21 protein-coding genes are annotated in these 19,965 nt (G+C 72.4%); 9 read left to right on the top strand and 12 right to left on the bottom strand.

Going from position 1 to position 19,965, the window contains the following annotated elements; translation table 11 throughout:
* Positions 1-147 precede the first annotated feature (147 nt).
* Entirely contained in the window at positions 148-579 is a 432-nt protein-coding gene (locus Q9S36_RS31235) for an ArsI/CadI family heavy metal resistance metalloenzyme (protein WP_311288726.1), read from the bottom strand.
* A 30-nt stretch (positions 580-609) separates the two neighbouring features.
* Between Q9S36_RS31235 and Q9S36_RS31240 the strand changes: the two genes are divergently transcribed.
* The 3 genes from Q9S36_RS31240 to Q9S36_RS31250 are packed head-to-tail and all read left to right on the top strand — an operon-like array spanning position 610 to position 2,491.
* A complete protein-coding gene (locus Q9S36_RS31240; protein WP_311288727.1) occupies positions 610-1,011 on the top strand; it encodes a metalloregulator ArsR/SmtB family transcription factor in 402 nt (133 codons plus the stop codon).
* Entirely contained in the window at positions 1,008-2,099 is a 1,092-nt protein-coding gene (gene arsB / locus Q9S36_RS31245; RefSeq protein WP_311288728.1) for an ACR3 family arsenite efflux transporter, read from the top strand. The genes Q9S36_RS31240 and arsB overlap by 4 nt, the downstream gene beginning before the upstream one ends.
* Positions 2,096-2,491: an arsenate reductase ArsC gene (locus Q9S36_RS31250; protein WP_311288729.1), complete on the top strand. Its 396-nt coding sequence runs from the start codon at positions 2,096-2,098 to the stop codon at positions 2,489-2,491. The genes arsB and Q9S36_RS31250 overlap by 4 nt, the downstream gene beginning before the upstream one ends.
* A 13-nt stretch (positions 2,492-2,504) precedes the next feature.
* Here Q9S36_RS31250 and Q9S36_RS31255 read toward each other — a convergent pair whose 3' ends face one another.
* The 10 genes from Q9S36_RS31255 to Q9S36_RS31300 all read right to left on the bottom strand — a co-directional run bounded on the left by Q9S36_RS31255 (position 2,505) and on the right by Q9S36_RS31300 (position 13,371).
* Entirely contained in the window at positions 2,505-3,539 is a 1,035-nt protein-coding gene (locus tag Q9S36_RS31255; protein WP_311288730.1) for a LacI family DNA-binding transcriptional regulator, read from the bottom strand.
* Between the two features lie 10 nt (positions 3,540-3,549).
* Positions 3,550-5,025 carry a GH1 family beta-glucosidase gene (locus Q9S36_RS31260; RefSeq protein WP_311288731.1) on the bottom strand — a complete coding sequence of 492 codons (1,476 nt, stop codon included), beginning with the start codon at positions 5,023-5,025 and terminating at the stop codon, positions 3,550-3,552.
* A complete protein-coding gene (locus Q9S36_RS31265) occupies positions 5,022-5,840 on the bottom strand; it encodes a carbohydrate ABC transporter permease (protein WP_311288732.1) in 819 nt (272 codons plus the stop codon). The genes Q9S36_RS31260 and Q9S36_RS31265 overlap by 4 nt, the downstream gene beginning before the upstream one ends.
* Complete coding sequence (locus tag Q9S36_RS31270) at positions 5,837-6,847, bottom strand: sugar ABC transporter permease (RefSeq protein WP_311288733.1); 1,011 nt, start codon at positions 6,845-6,847, stop codon at positions 5,837-5,839. Before Q9S36_RS31270 ends, Q9S36_RS31265 begins: the two co-directional genes overlap by 4 nt.
* A gap of 8 nt (positions 6,848-6,855) precedes the next feature.
* Positions 6,856-8,139 carry an extracellular solute-binding protein gene (locus Q9S36_RS31275; protein WP_311288734.1) on the bottom strand — a complete coding sequence of 428 codons (1,284 nt, stop codon included), beginning with the start codon at positions 8,137-8,139 and terminating at the stop codon, positions 6,856-6,858.
* A gap of 199 nt (positions 8,140-8,338) precedes the next feature.
* Positions 8,339-9,406, bottom strand: coding sequence for an LLM class flavin-dependent oxidoreductase (locus Q9S36_RS31280; RefSeq protein WP_311288735.1), 1,068 nt, complete (start codon positions 9,404-9,406; stop codon positions 8,339-8,341).
* Positions 9,407-9,458: 52 nt separating this feature from the next.
* Entirely contained in the window at positions 9,459-10,901 is a 1,443-nt protein-coding gene (locus Q9S36_RS31285) for an NAD(P)/FAD-dependent oxidoreductase (protein WP_311288736.1), read from the bottom strand.
* Positions 10,902-10,948: 47 nt separating this feature from the next.
* On the bottom strand, positions 10,949-11,383 hold the full coding sequence (locus Q9S36_RS31290; protein WP_311288737.1) for a pyridoxamine 5'-phosphate oxidase family protein: 435 nt from the start codon (positions 11,381-11,383) through the stop codon (positions 10,949-10,951).
* Between the two features lie 100 nt (positions 11,384-11,483).
* Positions 11,484-12,218, bottom strand: coding sequence for a glutamine amidotransferase (locus Q9S36_RS31295; RefSeq protein ID WP_311288738.1), 735 nt, complete (start codon positions 12,216-12,218; stop codon positions 11,484-11,486).
* A gap of 4 nt (positions 12,219-12,222) precedes the next feature.
* Entirely contained in the window at positions 12,223-13,371 is a 1,149-nt protein-coding gene (locus Q9S36_RS31300; protein ID WP_311288739.1) for a CaiB/BaiF CoA-transferase family protein, read from the bottom strand.
* An 86-nt stretch (positions 13,372-13,457) separates the two neighbouring features.
* On the opposite strand from Q9S36_RS31300, the gene Q9S36_RS31305 reads away from it, so the two are divergent.
* The 4 genes from Q9S36_RS31305 (at position 13,458) to Q9S36_RS31320 (ending at position 16,652) form a co-directional block, all read left to right on the top strand.
* Positions 13,458-13,607, top strand: coding sequence for a hypothetical protein (locus Q9S36_RS31305; protein ID WP_311288740.1), 150 nt, complete (start codon positions 13,458-13,460; stop codon positions 13,605-13,607).
* Positions 13,600-13,860, top strand: a complete 261-nt coding sequence (locus Q9S36_RS31310; protein ID WP_311288741.1) for a hypothetical protein — start codon at positions 13,600-13,602, stop codon at positions 13,858-13,860. Before Q9S36_RS31305 ends, Q9S36_RS31310 begins: the two co-directional genes overlap by 8 nt.
* 204 nt (positions 13,861-14,064) lie before the next feature.
* Positions 14,065-14,643: a PadR family transcriptional regulator gene (locus Q9S36_RS31315; protein ID WP_311288742.1), complete on the top strand. Its 579-nt coding sequence runs from the start codon at positions 14,065-14,067 to the stop codon at positions 14,641-14,643.
* Positions 14,640-16,652, top strand: a complete 2,013-nt coding sequence (locus Q9S36_RS31320) for an NADPH-dependent 2,4-dienoyl-CoA reductase (protein WP_311288743.1) — start codon at positions 14,640-14,642, stop codon at positions 16,650-16,652. The genes Q9S36_RS31315 and Q9S36_RS31320 overlap by 4 nt, the downstream gene beginning before the upstream one ends.
* Positions 16,653-16,665: 13 nt before the next feature.
* Here the strand turns inward: Q9S36_RS31320 and Q9S36_RS31325 are convergent, their stop codons facing one another.
* Positions 16,666-17,136 carry a CBS domain-containing protein gene (locus Q9S36_RS31325; protein WP_311288744.1) on the bottom strand — a complete coding sequence of 157 codons (471 nt, stop codon included), beginning with the start codon at positions 17,134-17,136 and terminating at the stop codon, positions 16,666-16,668.
* Between the two features lie 180 nt (positions 17,137-17,316).
* Here Q9S36_RS31325 and Q9S36_RS31330 point away from each other — a divergent pair, with 180 nt between their 5' ends.
* Complete coding sequence (locus Q9S36_RS31330) at positions 17,317-19,002, top strand: long-chain-fatty-acid--CoA ligase (RefSeq protein ID WP_396653880.1); 1,686 nt, start codon at positions 17,317-17,319, stop codon at positions 19,000-19,002.
* A gap of 39 nt (positions 19,003-19,041) precedes the next feature.
* The gene (locus Q9S36_RS31335; protein ID WP_311288746.1) at positions 19,042-19,812 is read left to right on the top strand and encodes an alpha/beta hydrolase; all 771 of its coding nucleotides are present in this window, start codon (positions 19,042-19,044) and stop codon (positions 19,810-19,812) included.
* Positions 19,813-19,965 lie beyond the last annotated feature (153 nt).

Raw genomic sequence — 19,965 nt, forward strand, 5'->3', positions numbered from 1 at the left:
TGCCTCAGAGTGAGGGAAGGTCCCCAGCGGGGAGCCTGCGCCCGGGGCAAGACCGGCCGGGCGTCTGAGGTGTCAACGCTAGTGGGACGGGTGGTGTTCCCGTGAATCCCCGGCGACGTGACGTGCCCCCCAGACGCCCGGCGGCGCTCAGGCGCAGCAGGCGTCGGCGCGGGCCGCGGACTCCGGCGCGTCGCCGGTGGTGTTCGTGGCCGGGGCGTCGTCGGTCACCGTGTAGACCTCCCAGCGCTCGCCGTTGGGCGTGCCCTGCACCCAGAACTTGTCCTGCTTGGCGTAGCAGCAGACGGTGTCGCGCTCCTCGGTCGTGGCGAAGCCGGCCGCCGCGAGTCGGGTCAGCTCGGCGTCGACGGTGTCGACGTCCGCGACCTCCACGCCGAGGTGGTTCACGCTGCCGCCCTGGCCGGGGCTCTCGATGAGCACGAGCTTCAGGGGCGGCTCCGCCACGGCGAAGTTGGCGTAGCCCGCGCGCACCTTGTGGGGCTCGGTGCCGAAGAGCGTGGAGTAGAACGCGATCGAGGACTCGAGGTCGTCGACGTTGAGGGCGAGCTGCAGTCGGGACATGTCCGGACTCCTTCATATAGATGGTTGTCGATGTCTGAGATTGCACCGTACATCGACATCTGTCAATATTCACGTGTGTCGAAGTCTCAGCTGACCCTCACCCCCGTCGAGACCGCCGCGTGCTGCTCGCCGCTGCTGCGCGAGCCGCTGTCGCTGGAGCAGGCCGAGCGGCTGACCCCGCTGCTCAAGGCGCTCGCCGACCCGGTGCGGCTCCGGCTGGTGTCGATCGTCGCGGCGAGCGAGGGCGGCGAGGCCTGCGTCTGCGACCTCAACGACGCCTTCGACCTGTCGCAGCCGACGATCAGCCACCACCTCAAGGTGCTGCACGACGCCGGCCTCCTCGACCGCACCAAGCGAGGGGTGTGGGTCTACTACGCCGTACGCCGCGAGGTGCTCGCCGACGTCGCCGCGCTCATCGGCGGGAGCGCATGAGCCCCCACGACGGCACCGAGGTCGTCGACCGGCTCTCCGTCCTCGACCGGTTCCTCCCGCTGTGGATCGGGCTGGCGATGGTGGCGGGGCTGCTGCTCGGCCGGTCGGTGCCCGGCCTCGACGAGACGCTGTCGGCGGTCGAGGTCGACGGGATCTCGTTGCCGATCGCGATCGGGTTGCTCGTGATGATGTACCCCGTCCTCGCCAAGGTGCGCTACGACCGGCTCGACAGCGTCACCGCGGACCGCCCGATGCTGGTCGCGTCGCTGGCGCTCAACTGGCTCGTGGGTCCGGCCCTCATGTTCGCGCTGGCGTGGCTGATGCTCCCCGACCTGCCGGAGTACCGCACCGGCCTCATCATCGTCGGTCTCGCCCGGTGCATCGCGATGGTCATCATCTGGAACGACCTCGCCTGCGGCGACCGCGAGGCGGCCGCGGTCCTGGTCGCCCTCAACTCGGTCTTCCAGGTCATCGCGTTCGCCGGCCTGGGCTGGTTCTACCTCGAGGTCCTCCCCTCGTGGCTGGGGCTCGACAGCGCGACGCTCGACGTCTCGGCCTGGCAGATCGCCAAGTCCGTGCTGATCTTCCTCGGCATCCCGCTGCTGCTGGGCTGGCTGTCGCGGACGTACGGCGAGCGCCTGCGCGGGCGCGACTGGTACGAGTCGACGTTCCTCCCGCGCGTGGGCCCGTGGGCCCTGATCGGCCTGCTCTTCACGATCGTGGTGCTGTTCGCGCTGCAGGGCGAGCAGGTCACCAGCCGTCCGCTCGACGTCGCCCGCATCGCGCTCCCCCTGCTGGCGTACTTCGCCCTGATGTGGGGTGGCGGGTTCCTGCTCGGACACGCCCTCGGCATGACCTACGAGCGCACCACCACGCTGGCCTTCACCGCGGCCGGCAACAACTTCGAGCTGGCGATCGCGGTCGCGATCGCGACCTTCGGGGTGACGTCCGGCCAGGCGCTGGCGGGCGTCGTCGGCCCGTTGATCGAGGTGCCCGTCCTGGTGGGCCTGGTCTACGTCAGCCTCGCCCTGCGCCCGCGCTTTACGCGATCGAGCCCCGTCCCGTCCGTCGAGGAGAACGCACGATGACCACTCCCACCGTCCTGTTCGTCTGCGTCCACAACGCGGGCCGCTCGCAGATGGCAGCAGGCTGGCTCCAGCACCTCGCCGGCGACCGTGTCGAGGTGCTCTCGGCCGGATCGGCCCCCGCCGACTCGATCAACCCCGTCGCGGTCGAGGCGATGGCGGAGGTCGGCGTCGACATCACCGCGGCCGCGCCGAAGGTCCTCACCGACGACGCGGTCCGCGAGTCCGACGTGGTCATCACGATGGGCTGCGGCGACGCCTGCCCCTTCTACCCCGGCAAGCGCTACGAGGACTGGAAGCTCGACGACCCGGCCGGCCAGGGGATCGAGGCGGTCCGCCCGATCCGCGACGAGATCCGCCGCCGGGTCGAGGAGCTCATCGTCTCGCTCGCGTGACGGCAGGAGCCGCTCAGGCGCTGGCGCGCCGCACCAGCGTCGGCGGGATGATCAGCCGCACCGGGTGGCTGCCGTCGACGCCGTCGACGCGCTCGAGCAGCAGCCGGGTGGCGCGCTCGGCCATCTCGTCGACCGGCTGGCGCACCGTGGTCAGCGGTGGGGCGGTGCGCTCGGCGACGCCGAGGTCGTCGTAGCCCACCACGGCGATGTCGTCGGGGATCCGACGACCCATCTCGGCGAGGACCCGCAGCGCGCCGACCGCCATCAGGTCGGAGGCGACCACGAGGCCGTCGAGGTCGGGGTGGCGCTCCATCAGCGCGCGGGCGGCGGCCTCGCCGCTGCGCTCGGTGAAGTCGCCGTGCTCGACGGCGTCGGCCGGCAGTCCGGCCGCCGCCATCGCCTGGCGCCACCCGGCGAGCCGGTCCTCGGCGGCCGTCATGTCGGCCGGCCCGGCGATCGTGCCGATGCGTGCGCAGCCGCGCCCGATCAGCAGCTCGGTCGCCTCGCGCTCGCCGGCGGTGTTGTCGACGTCGACGTAGGCCACCCGGTCGCCGCCGGTCCACGGCCGGCCGCCGAAGACACAGGGCAGGCCGAGGTCGGCGAGGTGCTCGGCGAGGCGGTCGTCGCGGTGGTGGGAGACGACGAGCGCGCCGTCGACGTGGCGGTTGGTGAGGTAGCGCAGGGTGCGCGCGGTCGAGGCGCCAGGCCGCGCCAGCAGCAGCACCAGCTGGATGTCGCGCTCGCCCAGCACCCGGGTGACGCCGCGGAGCGTGCCCGCGAAGAAGGGGTCGGAGAACACCCGGTCGTCGGGCTCGGGCACCACCACGGCGATCGAGTCCGTGCGCCGGGTGACCAGGCTGCGGGCCGCGGGGTTCGGGACGTAGCCCAGCTCGCGGACCGCGAGGTCGACCGCCGACTGGGCGCGGGCGCTGACCCGCTGGCCGCCGTTGATCGCGCGGGAGGCCGTGGCGCGCGAGACACCCGCGACGCGGGCCACCTCGTCCAGGGTGGGGGTCCCGGAGCCGTGAGGGGTCCGCGGGGTGTTCACGCGCGCCACGCTAGTCGCCCGTGGGGTCGGGCGACGGCAGGACGCCGGTGCGCGCCACGTCGGCGTACCAGCGGGCGCTCGACTTCGGGATCCGCTCCTGGGTCTCGTAGTCGACGTAGACGAGTCCGAACCGCTTGGCGTAGCCGAAGGCCCACTCGAAGTTGTCGCAGAACGACCACTGGAAGAAGCCCCGCACGTCGACCCCCTCCTCCACCGCGCGGTGCACGGCACGGAGGTAGGAGTCGAGGAAGGCGATCCGGTCGGGGTCGTGGACCACGCCGTCGGCGTCCGGGCGGTCGGCGAAGGCCGCGCCGGTCTCGGTGAGGTAGATCGGCAGGTGCGGGTAGTCGTCGTGCAGCCGGCGCAGCAGGCGGTGGAGGCCCTCGGGCTGGATCTCCCAGCCCATGTCGGTGACGGGCAGTCCGCGGCTGGGGAAGGTGACGTGCTCGGAGCCCACGAACGGCGACAGCGCGACCCGGTCCGGGTGGTCGGCACCGATCCCGACGACGTCGGTGCGCGGGTGCCCCGAGACCTCGTTGCCGTGGTAGTAGTTCACGCCCAGCACGTCGATCGGCGTGGAGATGGTGGCCAGGTCGCCGTCGCGGACGACGTCGTACCAGGACTGGCCCTGCCACTGCAGGTGCGCGGTGTCCTCGAGCAGGTCGGCGGGGTAGGAGCCCCGGAAGACCGGGTCGAGGAAGAGCCGGTTGTGCAGCGCGTCGATGCGGCGCGCGGCGTCCACGTCGACCGGGTCGCTCGGGTCGCTGGGGTCGGGCACGGTGAGGTTGAGGCTGAGCCCGAAGCGCACGTCGTCGCCCCGGCTGCGCAGCGCCTCGGTCGCCATGCCGTGGGCGAGCAGCAGGTGGTGGGCGGCGACGAGGCCGGCGGGGCCCTCCTGCCGGCCCGGCGCGTGGTGGCCCGCGGCGTATCCGATCAGCGAGGAGCAGAACGGCTCGTTGAGCGTCGTCCAGGTCGGCACGCGGTCGCCCAGCACGTCGTAGACCGAGGCGGCGTAGTCGACGAAGCGGTGCGCGGTGTCCCGGTTGGTCCAGCCGCCGGCGTCCTCGAGGGTCTGCGGGAGGTCCCAGTGGTAGAGCGTCAGCCACGGCGCGATGCCGTGCGACAGCAGCTCGTCGACCAGCCGGTCGTAGAACGCGAGGCCGGCCGGGTTGACCGGCCCCGCGTCGGGACGCACCCGCGGCCACGCCACCGAGAAGCGGTACGACGTGGCGCCGAGGTCGGCGAGGAGGCCCACGTCGGCCGGCATCCGGTGGTAGTGGTCGCAGGCGACCTCGCCGGTGTCCCCGCCCAGGACGGCTCCGGGGACCCGGGAGAACGTGTCCCAGATGGAGGGGGTGCGCCCGTCCTCGGCGACGGCGCCCTCGATCTGGTAGGACGCGGTCGCCATGCCCCACACGAAGTCGCGCGGGAACCGCGCCTCGGCGTGGGTCACTGCGGCCGTCTCCGGCCTGCTCTGCACACTCATCCCTTGACTGCTCCTTGCATGATGCCGGCGACCATCTGGCGGCCGGTGAGGACGAAGAGGACCAGCAGCGGGACCGTCGAGAGCGTGGCGCCGGCGAGCACCAGGCTGTAGTCGACGTAGTAGCCGCTCTGCAGCTGCTGGAGGGCGATCTGGATGGTCGGGTTGCTCGCGGGCAGCACGACCAGCGGCCAGAAGAAGTCGGTCCAGGTGGCCATGAAGGTGAACAGCCACAGGATCCCGGCGGCCGGCCGGGCGGCGGGGACGGCGACGTTCCAGAAGGTCCGGAACAGCGAGCAGCCGTCGACGCGGGCGGCGTCGATGAGCTCGTCGGGGATCGCGTCCACGAGGTACTGGCGCATGAAGAAGACACCGAACGCGGTGACCATGCCGGGCACGATCAGCGCCCACAGCGACCCGACCCAGCCGAGCTTGGCCATCACGATGAACAGCGGGATGATCCCCAGCTGCGTCGGCACCGCCAGCGTCGCCACGACGAAGACCAGCAGCGGGGTGCGTCCCTTGAAGGCCAGCTTGGCGAAGGCGAAGCCGGCGAGGGTGGAGAAGAAGACGACCGAGGTGGCGACCGTGCCGGAGACGATGAGGCTGTTGCCCATCGCCTTCCAGAACGGTACGGCGTCGAAGGCGCGCTGGGCGTTCTCCCAGAAGTGGCCGCCGGGGATCAGCGGCGGCACCCGCTTGGTGAGCACGTCGCGGCTGTGCGAGCCGACGAGGAAGGACCAGTAGAGCGGGGCGCACGAGCCGAGCAGGAACGCGGTCAGGAGCCCGTAGACGAGGAGGCCGGGGCGGCGGTTCATCGGCGCAGTCCCTTCAACGCGCCGGAGTGCCGGCTGGCGAACAGGTTGAACAGCGCGAAGACGATGATGATCAGGAACAGCAGCCAGGCCACCGCCGAGGCCATGCCGAGGTCGCGCACCCGCCAGCCGAGCTCCCAGAGGTACATCGTCAGCGTCTGGTACTGGCGGTCCGAGCCGCCGAGGCCCTGGGTGTCGAAGAGCCGCGGCTCGGCGAAGATCTGGAGGCCGCCGATCGTGGAGGTGATGACCACGAAGATCACCGTCGGGCGGATCAGCGGCACCGTGATCGAGACGAACTGGCGCACCTTGCCGGCTCCGTCGAGCGCGGCGGACTCGTACACGTCGCGCGGCACCGCCTGCATGGCGGCGAGGAAGATCAGCGCGTTGTAGCCGGTCCAGCGCCAGTTGACCATCGATGCGATCGCGAGGTGGCTGGACAGGCGGTCGACGTGCCACCGGACCGGCTCGAGGCCGATGCCCTGCAGCGCCTCGTTGACGAGGCCGTAGCGGTCACCGAAGACGTTGCCGAAGATCAGCGCGACCGCCGCGGGCGCCACCACGAACGGCAGCAGCACGCTCATCCGCCACAGGGTGCGCGCGCGGAGCTGGGTGTCGAGCAGGCCGGCCAGCGCCAACGCGATGAGCACCTGCGGCACCGAGGAGAGCAGGAAGATGCTGATGGTGTTGCGCAGCGCGTTCCAGAAGTAGCGGTCCTCCAGGACACGGCGGTAGTTGTCGAGCCCGGAGAAGTCCCCCTGGCCCGAGAGCAGGCCCCACTGGTGCACCGAGACCCACGCCGTGTAGCCGAGCGGGAACATCCCGACCAGCAGGAACAGCAGGAAGAACGGCGAGATGAAGACGTACGGCGTGACCTTGACGTCGAGCCGCGACAGACGTTGCCGCCACTGCGAGCGCGGTCCGCGCCGTCCGTCGGGCCGGGCCCCGGCCGGGGACGCCAGGTGAGTGGCGTCCCCGACCGGCTGCACGGCAGTGGAACCTGCATCCATGGGTGGGATCAGCCCAGTCGCTCGACGTCGGCCAGGAAGGACTCCCAGGCTTCGTCGGGCGTCTCCTGCCCCTCGTCGACCCGCTGGATCGCCTGCTGGAAGGCGGTGTTGATGTCGGCGAACTTCGGGCCCTTGTGCGGGATGAACGGCACGGCCTCGGCCCGCTCGGCCAGGATCTTGCCGGTCGGGGCGTCGTTGAAGAACGCGTTGGTGGCGCCGGTCAGGGCCGGGTCGTCGAGCGCGTCGACCTGGCTCGGGAAGGTGCCCTTGGCCTCGAACGCCTTGATCTGCTGCTCGGGCGCGGTGAGCCACTTGGCGAGCTCCTTGGCCTCCTCCTGGTGCTCACCCTGGGCGGGCACCGTCAGGTAGGAGCCGCCCCAGTTGCCGCCGCCGCCGGGGAACACGTTGGCGATGTCCCAGCCCTCGACGCCGTCGGCGTTGCCCTCGATGACGCCGAGCATCCAGCCCGGGCACGCCATCGTCGCGAAGCCGTCGTTCTGGAACGCCGCGGTCCAGTCCTCGCTCCACTGGGTCAGCCCGGTGGTGAGTCCGTCGGCGACGTTGGCAGTGACCGTGTCGAAGACCGCCTTCACGTCCGGGTTGTCGGCGGCGATGACGTTGTTGTCCTCGTCCTCGAAGGAGTACTCGGTCTGGTTGATCATCGCCTGCGCGGTGCCGCCGGAGCTGTCGTACCAGGCGGTGTCGGGCACCTTCTTCACGAACTCGCGACCGGTCTCGAAGTAGGTGTCCCAGTCCTCGAAGAGGGACGCGACCTTCTCGCGGTCGGTGGGCAGCCCGGCCTTCTTGAACAGGTCGGCGCGGTAGCAGATGCCCTCGGGGCCGATGTCGGTGCCGTAGCCGATGAGCTTGCCGTCGGGGGTGGTGGCCGCCTCGGTCTTCCAGTCCAGCCAACGGCCCTCGACCTCGGGGTCGGTCAGGTCGACGAAGGCGTCGGACTGCTCCATCAGCGCCGACCACCAGTCGACCTCGATCGCCTCGATGTCGGACAGCCCCGAGCCGGCCGCCAGCTTGGTGTAGAGGTTGTCCTGGTGCTCGTTGGCCGTGCCGGCCTTCTTCTGCTCGACGACGACGTCGTCCTGCATCGCGTTGTATTCCTTGATGAGCTCTTCGTAGCCGAACTCGTTGAAGGTCGCGACCGTGAGCTTGATCTTGCCGTCCGCGGTCGTGCCATCCTCGCTGTCACCGCCGCACGCGGCCGCCGTCGAGGCGAGGGTGAGCGCCAAGAGCGCGCTCGTGGCGAGTCGCACCCGCCGGGTCTTCCGTGTCTGCACCACTGCACTCCTGCCGTCCTGCGAAGCGCCGGACAGGGTGTCCGGCCTGGAGGTGGACGGTGAGCGTGAGGTGTGAGAGCGCTTCCACTTCCGTCCGGGCATCACTATGACCGCGGTCACATGGAGTGTCAATGGGGCGCGTGATTGTCACGTTCCAGTCACTGGGAGCGCTTCCATGAACGCGGCAGTGGTCTGGACCTCAGCCCTCCGCGAGGAGGGCCCGCACCCGCGGCACGACCTCCTCGCCGTAGAGCCGGACCGACTCCATCCGCTGCTCGTGGGGCAGCGCGCCGACCGAGTACTTCAGCTGGAAGCGCGAGAGCCCGAGCGTACGCACCGCCCATGCGATCTTGGCGGCGACTGTGTCGGGCGAGCCGACGAACAGCGCCCCCTTCGGCGAGGCACCCTGCTCGAACGCCACCCGGCTGTAGGGGCCCCAGCCGCGCTCGCGCCCGATCCGGGTGAAGAGCTCGGCCTGGTGGGGGTAGAGCTGCTCGCGGGCCTCCTCGTCGCTCGCCGCGACGTGCCCCGGGGAATGCATGCCGACGGGTAGCTCGGGGTGGCCGAGCTCCGCCAGGGCGCGGCGGTAGAGGTCGGCCAGCTGGACGAACCCCTCCGGGGAACCACCGATCACGGCGAGCACCAGCGGCATGGCGTACCTCGCGGCGCGCACCACCGACTCCGGGGTGCCGCCGACGGCGATCCAGGCCGGGAGTCGACCCGCGGCGGTCGGCGGGTACACCTGCTTGCCCTCCAGCGGCGGGCGGATCGAGCCCTCCCAGCTCACGGGCCCCTCGGACTGCAGGGCCGCGAACAGGTCGAGCTTCTCGGCGAAGAGCCGGTCGTAGTCCTGCAGGTCGAGGCCGAAGAGGGAGAACGACTCGATGAACGAGCCGCGACCCAGCTGCACCTCGGCACGGCCGCCGGAGACGGCGTCGAGGGTCGCGAAGCGCTGGTAGACCCGGATCGGGTCGTCGCTGGACAGCACCGTGACGCCGGTGCCGAGCCGGATCCGCTGGGTGCGGCCGGCGATCGCGGCCAGCACCACGTCGGGCGCGGTGATCGCGTAGTCGGGGCGGTGGTGCTCGCCGAGCCCGATGTAGTCGATGCCGACGCGGTCGGCCAGCACCGCCTCCTCGACGACCTCGCGGATCGTCTCGGGATGGTTCGCGGGAGCGGCACCCACCGGCGCGTCGCCGAAGGTGTCGAGGCCGAGCGAGGGGTGCTCGCGCGTGCCGAGGACGTCGTAGCTCTCGTCGCGGGACATGTCGCGATCCTCCCTCATGCCCCGGCGGGGACGAGGACCCGGCGGGCGCGCCTCACTGGAACGACAGGACCCCGTCGTCGATGCGCCCACGCCGGAGCGTGCGGGCGTCGTGGAGGTAGTTCTGCTTGAGCTGCCACGGGGCCACGGCGCCCTGCCGGGGCAGCGTGTGGACCACCCGCTGGACGTAGCCGGCGTCGAAGTCCATCAGCGGCACCTCCGCCACCGACGGGTCCCGGACCGGCACGACCGACCGGGCGCCGGTCTCGCGCAGGTGGCGCAGCAGCCGGACGACGTACTCCGCGACGAGGTCGGCCTTCAGCGTCCACGACGCGTTGGTGTAGCCGATCGTGAAGGCGAAGTTCGGGACGCCGCTGAGCATCATCGCGCGGTAGGCCATCGTCTCGTGCGGCTTGACGGTGGCCCCGTCGACCACGAGCTCGGCGCCGCCGAAGACCCGCACGTTGAGGCCGGTGGCCGTGACCACGACGTCCGCCTCGAGGTGCTCGCCGGACTCCAGCTCGATGCCGGTCTCGGTGAAGGTCCGGATCCGCCCGGTGACCACGTCGGCCCGCCCGGAGCCGATGGCGTGGAAGAGGTCGCCGTCGGGCACCAGGCACAGCCGCTGGTCCCAGGGGTCGTAGGCCGGCTTGAAGTGGGTGTCGACCTCGAAGCCCTCGGGGAGCAGCCTGACGTTGGCGGCCCGGATCAGCCGACGCACGAGTCGCGGCCGGCGCCGGCTGAGCTGGTAGAGCGCGGTGGCCACGCCGATGTTCTTGGCGCGCACGAGCGGGTACGACAGCCGGTCGCCGAGCAGCCGGCGGGCCCGGCGGGCGAAGCCGTCCTGCGCGGGCAGCGGGAGGACGTACGTCGGGGAGCGCTGCAGCATCGTCACCCGGTCCGCCCCGCTTGCGGCCAGGGCGGGGACCAGCGTCACCGCGGTCGCCCCCGAGCCGATCACCACGACCCGCTTGCCCTCGTGGTCGAGGTCCTCGGGCCAGTGCTGCGGGTGCACGACCCGGCCGGCGAAGCGCTCCTGCCCCTCGAAGTGCGGGGTGTAGCCCTGGTCGTAGTCGTAGTAGCCGCTGCAGGCCCAGAGGAAGTCGGCGGTCACCTGCCGCGGCTCGCCGTCGACCTCCGCCGTCACCGTCCAGCGCGCGGTGTCGCTGTCCCAGGCCGCGGAGGTGACGTGGTGGCCGTAGCGGATGTGCCGGTCGACGCCGTAGGCCCGCGCGGTGTCGCGGACGTAGCGCAGGATCGAGGCGCCGTCCGCGAGCGCGGTGGTGCCGCGCCAGGGCCGGAAGCGGTAGCCGAGGGTGAACATGTCGGAGTCGGAGCGGACGCCGGGGTAGCGGAAGAGGTCCCACGTGCCGCCGCTCGCCGCGCGCCGTTCCAGGACGGCGTACGACGTCCCCGGCAGGTCCTTGGCCAGGTGCGCCGCGGCGCCGATGCCGGAGAGCCCGGCACCGATGATCAGCACGTCGACGTGGTCGCTCACGCTCCCGAGACTAGGCGATGCGGCCCCATTTGTAACTACGAGTTACATCACTCGGGGATCATGTGCTCCCACGGCTTGGTCAGCTGGAAGCGACGTCCACTGATCTCGGTGATCTCGACCTCGACGACGTTGTACTTCGGGGTCGCGACCCACGGCCGGAGCGGGACGTTTTCCGCGCGGTGCTCCTCGACCTCGTCCAGCACCCGCGCGCGACCGCGCGCGATCACGCTGGCCGCCGCTTCCTCGTCCATGTGGTCGGCCTCGAAGGCGACGTCGGCGTTCATCACCACGCCGATGAGCTTCGACCCCTCGGCCGTGCGGAACAGCAGCGTGCGGCGCCCGGAGTGGTCGCGGTCCACGGCGTAGTTGACCGGGACGATGTGCACCTCCTCGAGGAGGTGGTAGGCCAGGCGCCCGAGCTCCTGGCGGTCGAGGAAGTCCCAGCACTCCTCGGTGCTCATCCGGGTGATCGGCTCGTCCATGACACGACGCTAGGCGGGTCCCGGCTGCCACCGTAGGGCCGAACGTCCCGACCTCCGCCACCCGTCGATCAGGTGCGAGCCGAGCGAGCCTCGAGACCCGTCAGCCGCGCGCGTGGAGCTCGACGAACCTCGCGAGCAGCCGGACCGGCTCGGTGACCATCGCCTCGCGGGCCGCAGCCTTGAGCGCCTCGCGCTCGTGCGGCTGGTAGTAGCCGTGCGCGCTGTAGGCGTCGATGCGGTCGCAGATCGCGACCGCGTCGAGCTCGGGGTGGAACTGCGTGGCGTAGACGTTGCGCCCGAGCCGGAACGCGTGCACCGGGCAGGTGGCGGTCGAGGCCAGCAGGACCGCGCCGTCGGGCAGGCGCGAGACCGCCTCCTTGTGGCCGAGGTAGGCCGCGAACTCGGCGGGCAGGACGCCGAAGAGCGGGTCGGCCCGCCCCTCGTCGGTCAGCCGGACGGGCAGCGCGCCGATCGGCTCGCCGTAGGTGCGGTCGACGACCCCGCCGCCCAGCCCGCCCAGGACGCCGATGCCGTAGCAGGCGCCGAGGAAGGGGAAGTCGGCCGCGACGACCTGCCGCGCGAGGCCGCGCAGGTCCGCCTCGGCGCTGCGCTGCGCCTCCGACTTCGCCTCCTCGGGGTCGGAGGCGTTGAAAGGCCCGCCGCCCAGGACGATGCCCGACCAGTCGGCGAGGTCGACCGGGCCGAGCGGACCCTGCTCGAGGCGGACGCGCACCAGCTCGTCGGGGCGCAGGCCGCAGCCGGCCAGCACGGCGTCGTACTCCTGCTGGGCGACGTCGTCCTCGGCCCGGGTGCCGAGGAACAGGAAGGGGCGCATGCCGCTAAGTCTGGACTGCGGCGCCCGAGTCGATGAGGGCGTCCACGTCGGCGACGCCCCACGCGGCCAGCGCCTCGCGGGTGTGCTCGCCCGGCAGTGGCGGGGCGCTGCGGATGGACGAGGTCGTCCGGGAGAACCGCGGCGCCGGGGCGGGCTGGGTCACGCCGTCGAGGGCGACGAAGGTGCCGCGGGCGGCAAGGTGGGGATGGTCCGGAGCGTCGGCGAGCGGCACCACGGGGGCCACGCACGCGTCGGTGCCGTCGAAGACCTCGCACCACTCGGCCTGCGTGAGCTCCCTGAACCGGGCGGTGAGCGCGTCGCGGATGGCGCGCAGGTTGGCCGGGTCGTCGCGGTCGGGCAGGTCGACCCCGATGCGCGCGACCAGCTCGGCCCAGAACTGCGGCTCGAGCGCGCCGACGCTCATGTGCCGCCCGTCGGCCGTCTCGTAGAGGTCGTACCAGGGGGTGCCGCCGTCGAGCAGGCCGGACCGGCGGCGACCCGGGTCGAGGCCGAGGGCGGCGAAGGTCGAGGCCATCGCGTTCAGGTGGGCGGTGCCGTCGACGATCGCCGCGTCGACCACCTGCCCCTGCCCGCTCGCCCGCGCCTCGAGGAGGGCGGCGAGGACGCCGATGACGAGGTACGTCGACCCGCCCCCGAAGTCGCCGAGCAGGTTGCTCGGGAAGTGCGGGCGGGAGCGGTCCTGGCCGAGGCCGTGGAGCGCGCCGCTGATGCCGATGTAGTTCATGTCGTGACCGGCGACCTCGGCCCACGGCCCCTCCTGGCCCCAGCCGGTCATCCGGCCGAAGACCAGGCGCGGGTTGCGCGCCCAGCAGTCCTCCGGGCCGAGGCCGAGCCGCTCGACGGCGCCCGGGCGCATCCCCTCGACGAGCACGTCAGCCTGCTCGACCAGGTCGAGCACCGCCGCGACCGCCTCGGGCCGCTTGAGGTCGAGCGCGACGCTCGGCCGGCCGCGGTTGAGCAGGTCCTTGTCGCCGGCGGACAGCGGGTTGCCCCCGGGCCGGTCGACGCGGATCACGTCGGCACCGAGGTCGGCGAGGATCATGCACGCGTGCGGGCCGGGCCCGATCCCGGCGATCTCGACGACCTTCACGCCTCGCAGCGGCCCGGTCCCCTGCCCCAGCTCGTACGTCATGCGGTCGATCATGACAGCACCACTGTCATCGGGCGCCGGACCGCGAGCGGGGGTTTCGGTGGCACGCGTCGGGGCATCAGGAGCACATGGGGCAGGACAACGTCACGCACGCCGCGTTCACCGGGGCGATCCGCGACGTGCGGGACGCAGCCTCGCGGCTCCGTCGCGACCGCGACCGGATCGACGATCGGGTCTCGGGCTACTCCTTCGTCGAGGCGTGGGCCGACGATGGGTGACCTCCACAACTGCCGCGTGTGCGGCTACCGCTGGCCGACACCGCCATGGGGCGACGACGGCGAGAGCCCGGACTTCGACATCTGCCCGTGCTGCGAGGTCGAGGCCGGTTACGAGGACGCATCCCCCGAGGGGGCCCGTCGCTACCGAGCCGAGTGGCTCGCCAACGGGGCACCTTGGGCGGACGAGTCCACCCCGCACGACGGCCTCACCACCGAGGAGCGGCTGACCCACGTTCCCCCCGGTTTCGAGTGAGAGATGCGAGCGGCTGTCAGTAGGCCCCGTCGACGACCGTTTCAGGGTGGACCATGCCGGAGCGTCTGTCGGGTCAGGTAGTCCAGTGGCGAACGGTCCTCCTATCGGCTTTCGGGCAGCCATTGCTCACTGGACTACCCGGGCAGGACCCGAGTGACGCACCGCACCTTGCAACTCGTTGCATAGGTCGGGCACCATGACGCCATGGCCCTCGAGCACGCCCTCCTCGTCGCGCTCAGCGAGCGCCCGGCGAGCGGGCTCGAGCTGACCCGGCGCTTCGAGCGGTCGCTCGGCTTCTTCTGGCAGGCCACCCACCAGCAGATCTACCGCGTGCTCGCGCGGATGGAGGCCGACGGCTGGGTCACCGTCGAGGTGGTCGAGCAGGAGGGCCGCCCCGACAAGCGCGTCCACACCCCGTCGCCCCGAGGTCGCGAGGTGCTGGCCGACTGGCTGGCCACGCCGATGCCCGCCGAGGCGTTCCGCAGCGAGGTGGCCGTCAAGCTGCGCGGGGCGTCGTACGGCGACCGCGCGACGCTGCTGCGCCACGTCGCCGACGCCCGGGCCGACCACGCGGTGCGGCTCGCGGCCTACGAGCAGATGGAGCGCGAGCAGTTCCCCGACCCGGGCGCGCTCGAGCCGGGCGTCCGCGACCGCTGGCTGGTGCTGCGCGGCGGCATCCGGCTGGAGCAGTTCTGGATCGACTGGCTCAGCGAGTACCTCGACGCCCACGGCTTCGAGGCCCGCGCCGCTGGCACCTCAACCACCGAGAGAGACACCGCATGACGCACCCCACCTACCCCCACCTCCTCGAGCCGCTCACGCTCGGCGCCGGCGAGGACGCGCTCACCCTCCGCAACCGCGTGGTGATGGGCTCGATGCACACCGGCCTCGAGGACCACCCGTGGGACATCGACAAGCTCGGCGCCTTCTTCGCCGAGCGCGCGCGGGGTGGCGTCGGCCTGATCATCACCGGCGGCTACGCGCCGACCAAGCGCGGCTGGCTCAAGCCGTTCGCCTCCGAGATGACCAACCGCCTCCACGCGATGCGCCACGAGCGGATCACCGGCGCGGTGCACGACGCGGGCGGCGCCGTCGCGCTGCAGGTCCTGCACGCCGGCCGCTACGGCTACCACCCGCTCTCGCAGAGCGCGTCGGACAAGAAGTCGCCGATCACGCCCTTCAAGCCGAGCGCGATGTCGAGCAAGGAGGTCGACCACACCGCGACGGCGTTCGCGAAGAGCGTCGCCCTGGCCCGCAAGGCCGGCTACGACGCGGTCGAGATCATGGGGTCCGAGGGCTACCTCATCAACCAGTTCCTGGCCGCCCGCACCAACGATCGCGACGACCAGTGGGGCGGCTCGGCGGCCCGCCGCATGCACTTCGCCGTCGAGGTCGTACGCCGCTCGCGCGAGCTGGTCGGGCCCGACTTCCCCATCGTCTACCGGATTTCCCTGCTCGACCTCGTCGAGGGCGGGCAGACCTGGGAGGAGACCGCCGAGCTGGCGCTGCACCTGCAGGCCGCCGGCGTGACCGTCTTCAACACCGGCATCGGCTGGCACGAGGCGCGGGTGCCCACGATCATCACGCAGGTCCCCCGCGGCGCCTGGCGCTCGCACACCGCGCGGCTCAAGCAGGTCGTCGACGTGCCGGTGTGCGCGTCGAACCGGATCAACACCCCCGAGCTGGCCGAGGACATCCTCGCCGCCGGCGAGGCCGACCTCGTCTCGATGGCGCGACCGCTGCTCGCCGACCCGGCGTTCGTCGCCAAGGCGATGGACGAGCGGGCCGACGAGATCAACACCTGCATCGCCTGCAACCAAGCCTGCCTCGACCACGTGTTCTCCAACGAGCGCGCGTCCTGCCTGGTGAACCCCCGCGCCTGCCACGAGACCGAGCTCGTGCTGATGCCGACCCTGCGCAAGCAGACCGTCGCCGTCGTGGGCGCCGGGCCGGCGGGCCTCGCGGCGGCGACGTCCGCCGCCGAGCGCGGGTTCGCGGTCACCCTCTTCGAGAGGTCGCCGTCGATCGGCGGCCAGTTCCGCCTCGCGATGCAGGTGCCCGGCAAGGAGGACTTCGCCGAGACGCTGCGCTACTTCACCCGCCGGCTCGACGTCCTCGGCGTCGACGTGCGCCTCTCCACCGAGGCGTCGGCCGCCGACCTCGCCGGCTTCGACCAGGTCGTCGTCGCGACGGGGGTCGAGCCCCGCATCCCGGAGATCCCGGGCATCGACCACCCGAGCGTGGCGTCGTACGCCGAGGTGCTGAGCGGCGCCGTCGTCCCCGGCCAGCGGGTCGCGGTGATCGGCGCGGGCGGGATCGGCGTCGACGTCAGCGTCTTCCTCACCCACGAGGAGGAGGACCTCGACGACTGGATGGCCCACTGGGGCGTCGGCGACCCCGCGCTGCACGAGGGCGGGCTCACCGAGGCCAAGCCGCGCACGCCCACGCGCGAGGTGACCCTCGTCCAGCGCAAGACGACGCCGATCGGCATCGGGCTGGGCAAGACGTCGGGCTGGGCGCACCGCGCGGTGCTGAAGCAGTCGAGGGTCACGATGGTGAGCGGCGCGACCTACGACCGCATCGACGACGCCGGCCTGCACGTCACCGTGGACGGCGTCGCGCGGGTGATCGAGGCCGACACGATCGTCGTGTGCGCCGGGCAGGACTCGGTGCGCGACCTCTACGACGGCCTCGGCCGCGAGGCGCACCTCATCGGCGGGGCCGACGTGGCCGCCGAGCTCGACGCGAAGCGCGCGATCAAGCAGGGCACCGAGGTCGTCGCGGCCCTCTGACGGGCCGGGCGCCTCAGTCCTGCCGGACGACCACGCGGGTGCCGCTCGGCACCACCACGACGTCCTCGTCGTGCCCGGCGTCGTAGACGAGCACCTCGAAGAGGTCGCGCATCGAGACGAAGCCGGCGATGAGGTCACCGTCGATCACCGGGAGGTGGCGCACCTGCGCCTCGACCATCCGGCGGGCGGTGTCGAGGACCGTGTCCTTCGGGCGGGCGGTGACGAGGTCGGTGGTCATCACGTCCGCCGCCGTCACGTGCTCCGGGTTCGACCCCTGGGCGAGGTGGTGCACGATGTCGCGCTCGGACAGGACGCCCGCCAGGTGGCCGTTCTCCACGACGCACACCGCGCCGATGCCGTCGGCCGCGAGGGCCTCGGCGACCTCCAGCAGCGTCGCCTCGCCGGGCACGATGGCCACCGGCCACACCATGACCCGGGAGATCGCGTCGGTGGGGTGGGTGCCGGGTCTGCTCGCGGTGTGCATGGTCGCCTCCAGTGTTCGCGGCTGGTCGCCGTCGTCTGCTGACCCCAGCCTCGGCCGTCGGGGACCGCGTCGTCAGGGGCGTAGGTCCCCTGCGACGGGACCGAACTGCTCCTGCCTCGTCCGGACCGTCTCGATACGTTGGGGCCACACCCCCCTGCCCGATCGAAAGCGAGACCTGGCGTGTCCGACCGACAGCCTCCCTGGGCCGCCTCCTACCCGCCGGGCGTGCCCCTGCACCTGGAGTACGGCGACACGACCGTGCTCGACCTCTGGGAGGACGCCGTCCGGCTGCACGCCGACCGGCCGGCGCTCGACTTCCTCGGCCGGGTCTCGACCTACGCCGAGGTCGACGCGGACGTACGACGCGTGGCGGGCGGCCTGCACGCCCTCGGCGTACGGCCCGGGGACAACGTGGCCCTGGTGATGCCCAACTGCCCGCAGAACGTGATCGCGTTCCTCGCGGTCCTGCGCCTCGGTGCCGCCGTCGTGGAGCACAACCCGCTCTACACCGCCGCCGAGCTGCGCGGCCCGTTCGCCGACCACGGCGCCCGCGTCGCGATCGTGTGGGACAAGGTCGTGCCGGTCGTGGAGGAGCTCGTCGCCGGCTCCGCCCTCGAGCACGTCGTCGCCGTCGACATGACGACCCGGCTGCCCTGGCGCACGCGCCTCGCGCTGCGCCTGCCGGTCCCGCGGGCGCGGGCCGCCCGGGAGCAGCTCACCGCTCCGGCGCCCGGCGCGATGCGGTGGGACGACCTCGCCTCCTCCGCGCCGCTGGACGACGCGCACCCGCGCCCTGCGAAGGACGACGTCGCGCTGCTGCTCTACACCTCCGGCACGACCGGCGTGCCGAAGGGCGTCCCCCTCCTGCACCGCAACCTCGTGGCCAACGTGCTCCAGGGGCGCGCCTGGGTGCCGGGCCTCCAGGCGGGCCGGGAGTCCTTCCTCGTCGCGCTGCCGCTGTTCCACGCCTACGGCGTGACCGTCAGCGTGCTGCTCGGCCTGACGCTGGCGGCCAAGCTGGTGCTGCTGCCCAAGCCCGAGATCGGCCTGATCATGGACGCGGTGGCGCGGGAGGTGCCGAGCTTCGTGCCGGCCGTCCCACCGCTCTACCAGCGCATCGTCGACGAGGCGGAGCGTCGCGGCGTCTCCATCCGCGGCATCCGCTACGCGCTGTCGGGTGCGATGCCGCTGCCCGCTGCGCTCGTCGAGCGGTGGGAGCGGGCCACGGGCGGGCTGCTCGTCGAGGGCTACGGCCTCACCGAGACCTCGCCGGTGGTCGTCGGGAACCCGATGACGAGCGCGCGGCGGCCGGGCGCGATCGGCGTGCCCTTCCCGGACGTCGACGTACGCATCGCCGACCCCGACGACCTCGACCGCGACGTCCCGATGGGCGAGCGCGGCGAGCTGCTCGTGAAGGGTCCGCAGGTCTTCTCCGGCTACCGCAACCTGCCCGAGGAGACGGCGGCCGCCTTCCACGACGGGTGGTTCCGCACCGGTGACGTGGTGACCATGTCGCCCGACGGGTTCCTGACGGTCGTCGACCGCATCAAGGAGGTCATCATCACCGGCGGGTTCAACGTCTACCCGTCGGAGGTGGAGGCCGTGATCCGCACGCACGCCGGGGTCGTGGACGTCGCCGTGGTCGGGCTGCCGCACGAGGAGGGCGGCGAGGAGGTCGTCGCCGCCGTGGTGCTGGTCGAGGGGGTCCCGGTGCAGCCCGACGAGCTGCGAGCGCACTCGCGCGAGGCGCTGACGCCCTACAAGGTGCCGCGCCGCGTGGTCTTCGTCGATGAGCTGCCCACCAACCCGATGGGCAAGGTGCTGCGCCGCGAGGTCGTCTCGCGGCTGCACCGCACGCGCCCCTGACCACCGCCGGCCCTCCACCCAGGGTCGTACAGTCGCGGCATGCCAGCCCTCCCCCTGCGCGACCCGCTGGCCGCGGCCGGACTGCGCTCCCAGGCGCGGCACCGCGCTGACGTGGGACGGCTCGGGCTCCCCAGCGGGCCGCCCGCCAACGCCACGGCCCTGGGCGAGCTCGCCTCGCTCCTCGACGGCGTGCGCCTGCTCGGCGCGATGCCGCGCCTGTCCTCGGCGCCCCGCGGCGACGGCCACCTCGTGGTCGACGTCCCGGGCTGGCGCGCGCCCGAGCTGTCCGGCCTGCCGCTGCGCCGCTACCTCCTCCGGCTCGGGTACGACGCCCGCGGCTGGGGCTTCGGCACCAACACCGGCGACCCGCGGCGCGACGTCGAGCGGCTCTCGGGCCGGGTCCTCGAGCTGGTGGCGGAGACCGGCCGGCCCGCCTCCCTCGTCGGATGGAGCCTGGGCGGCGTCATCGCCCGTGACGTCGCCCGGCGCCACCCCGACGCCGTACGGCGCGTGATCACCTACGGCACGCCGGTCACCGGCGGGCCGCGGCACACCACGGTCGCGCGCGCCTACCAGCGCGGCCCGCGGCCCGACGCCCGACGCGTCGCCGAGCGGCTCGACCCGACGGCCCCCGTCCCGGTGCCGCTGACGATCATCTTCTCCCGGCGCGACGGGATCGTCGCCTGGCAGGCGTGCCTCGACCACACGTCCCCCGAGGCCGAGCACGTCGAGGTCGCCTCGACCCACATCGGCATGGGCATCGACCCGGACGTCTGGGCGGTCGTCGCCGACCGGCTCGCCCGCCCCTGAGGACCTCGGCGGGCCGGACCTGAGGACCGGCCCGCCGGGCAACCCCTGCCGATGTGGTCGGACCACTGTTCACGGATCCCGGTCGCCGCGCAGGACGCGCCTGCGGAGCCCGGCCGCCCCAGGGGTGAGGCGAGGCCACGACCGTAGGCCACC

It is taken from the genome of Microbacterium sp. ARD31, from assembly GCF_031844425.1.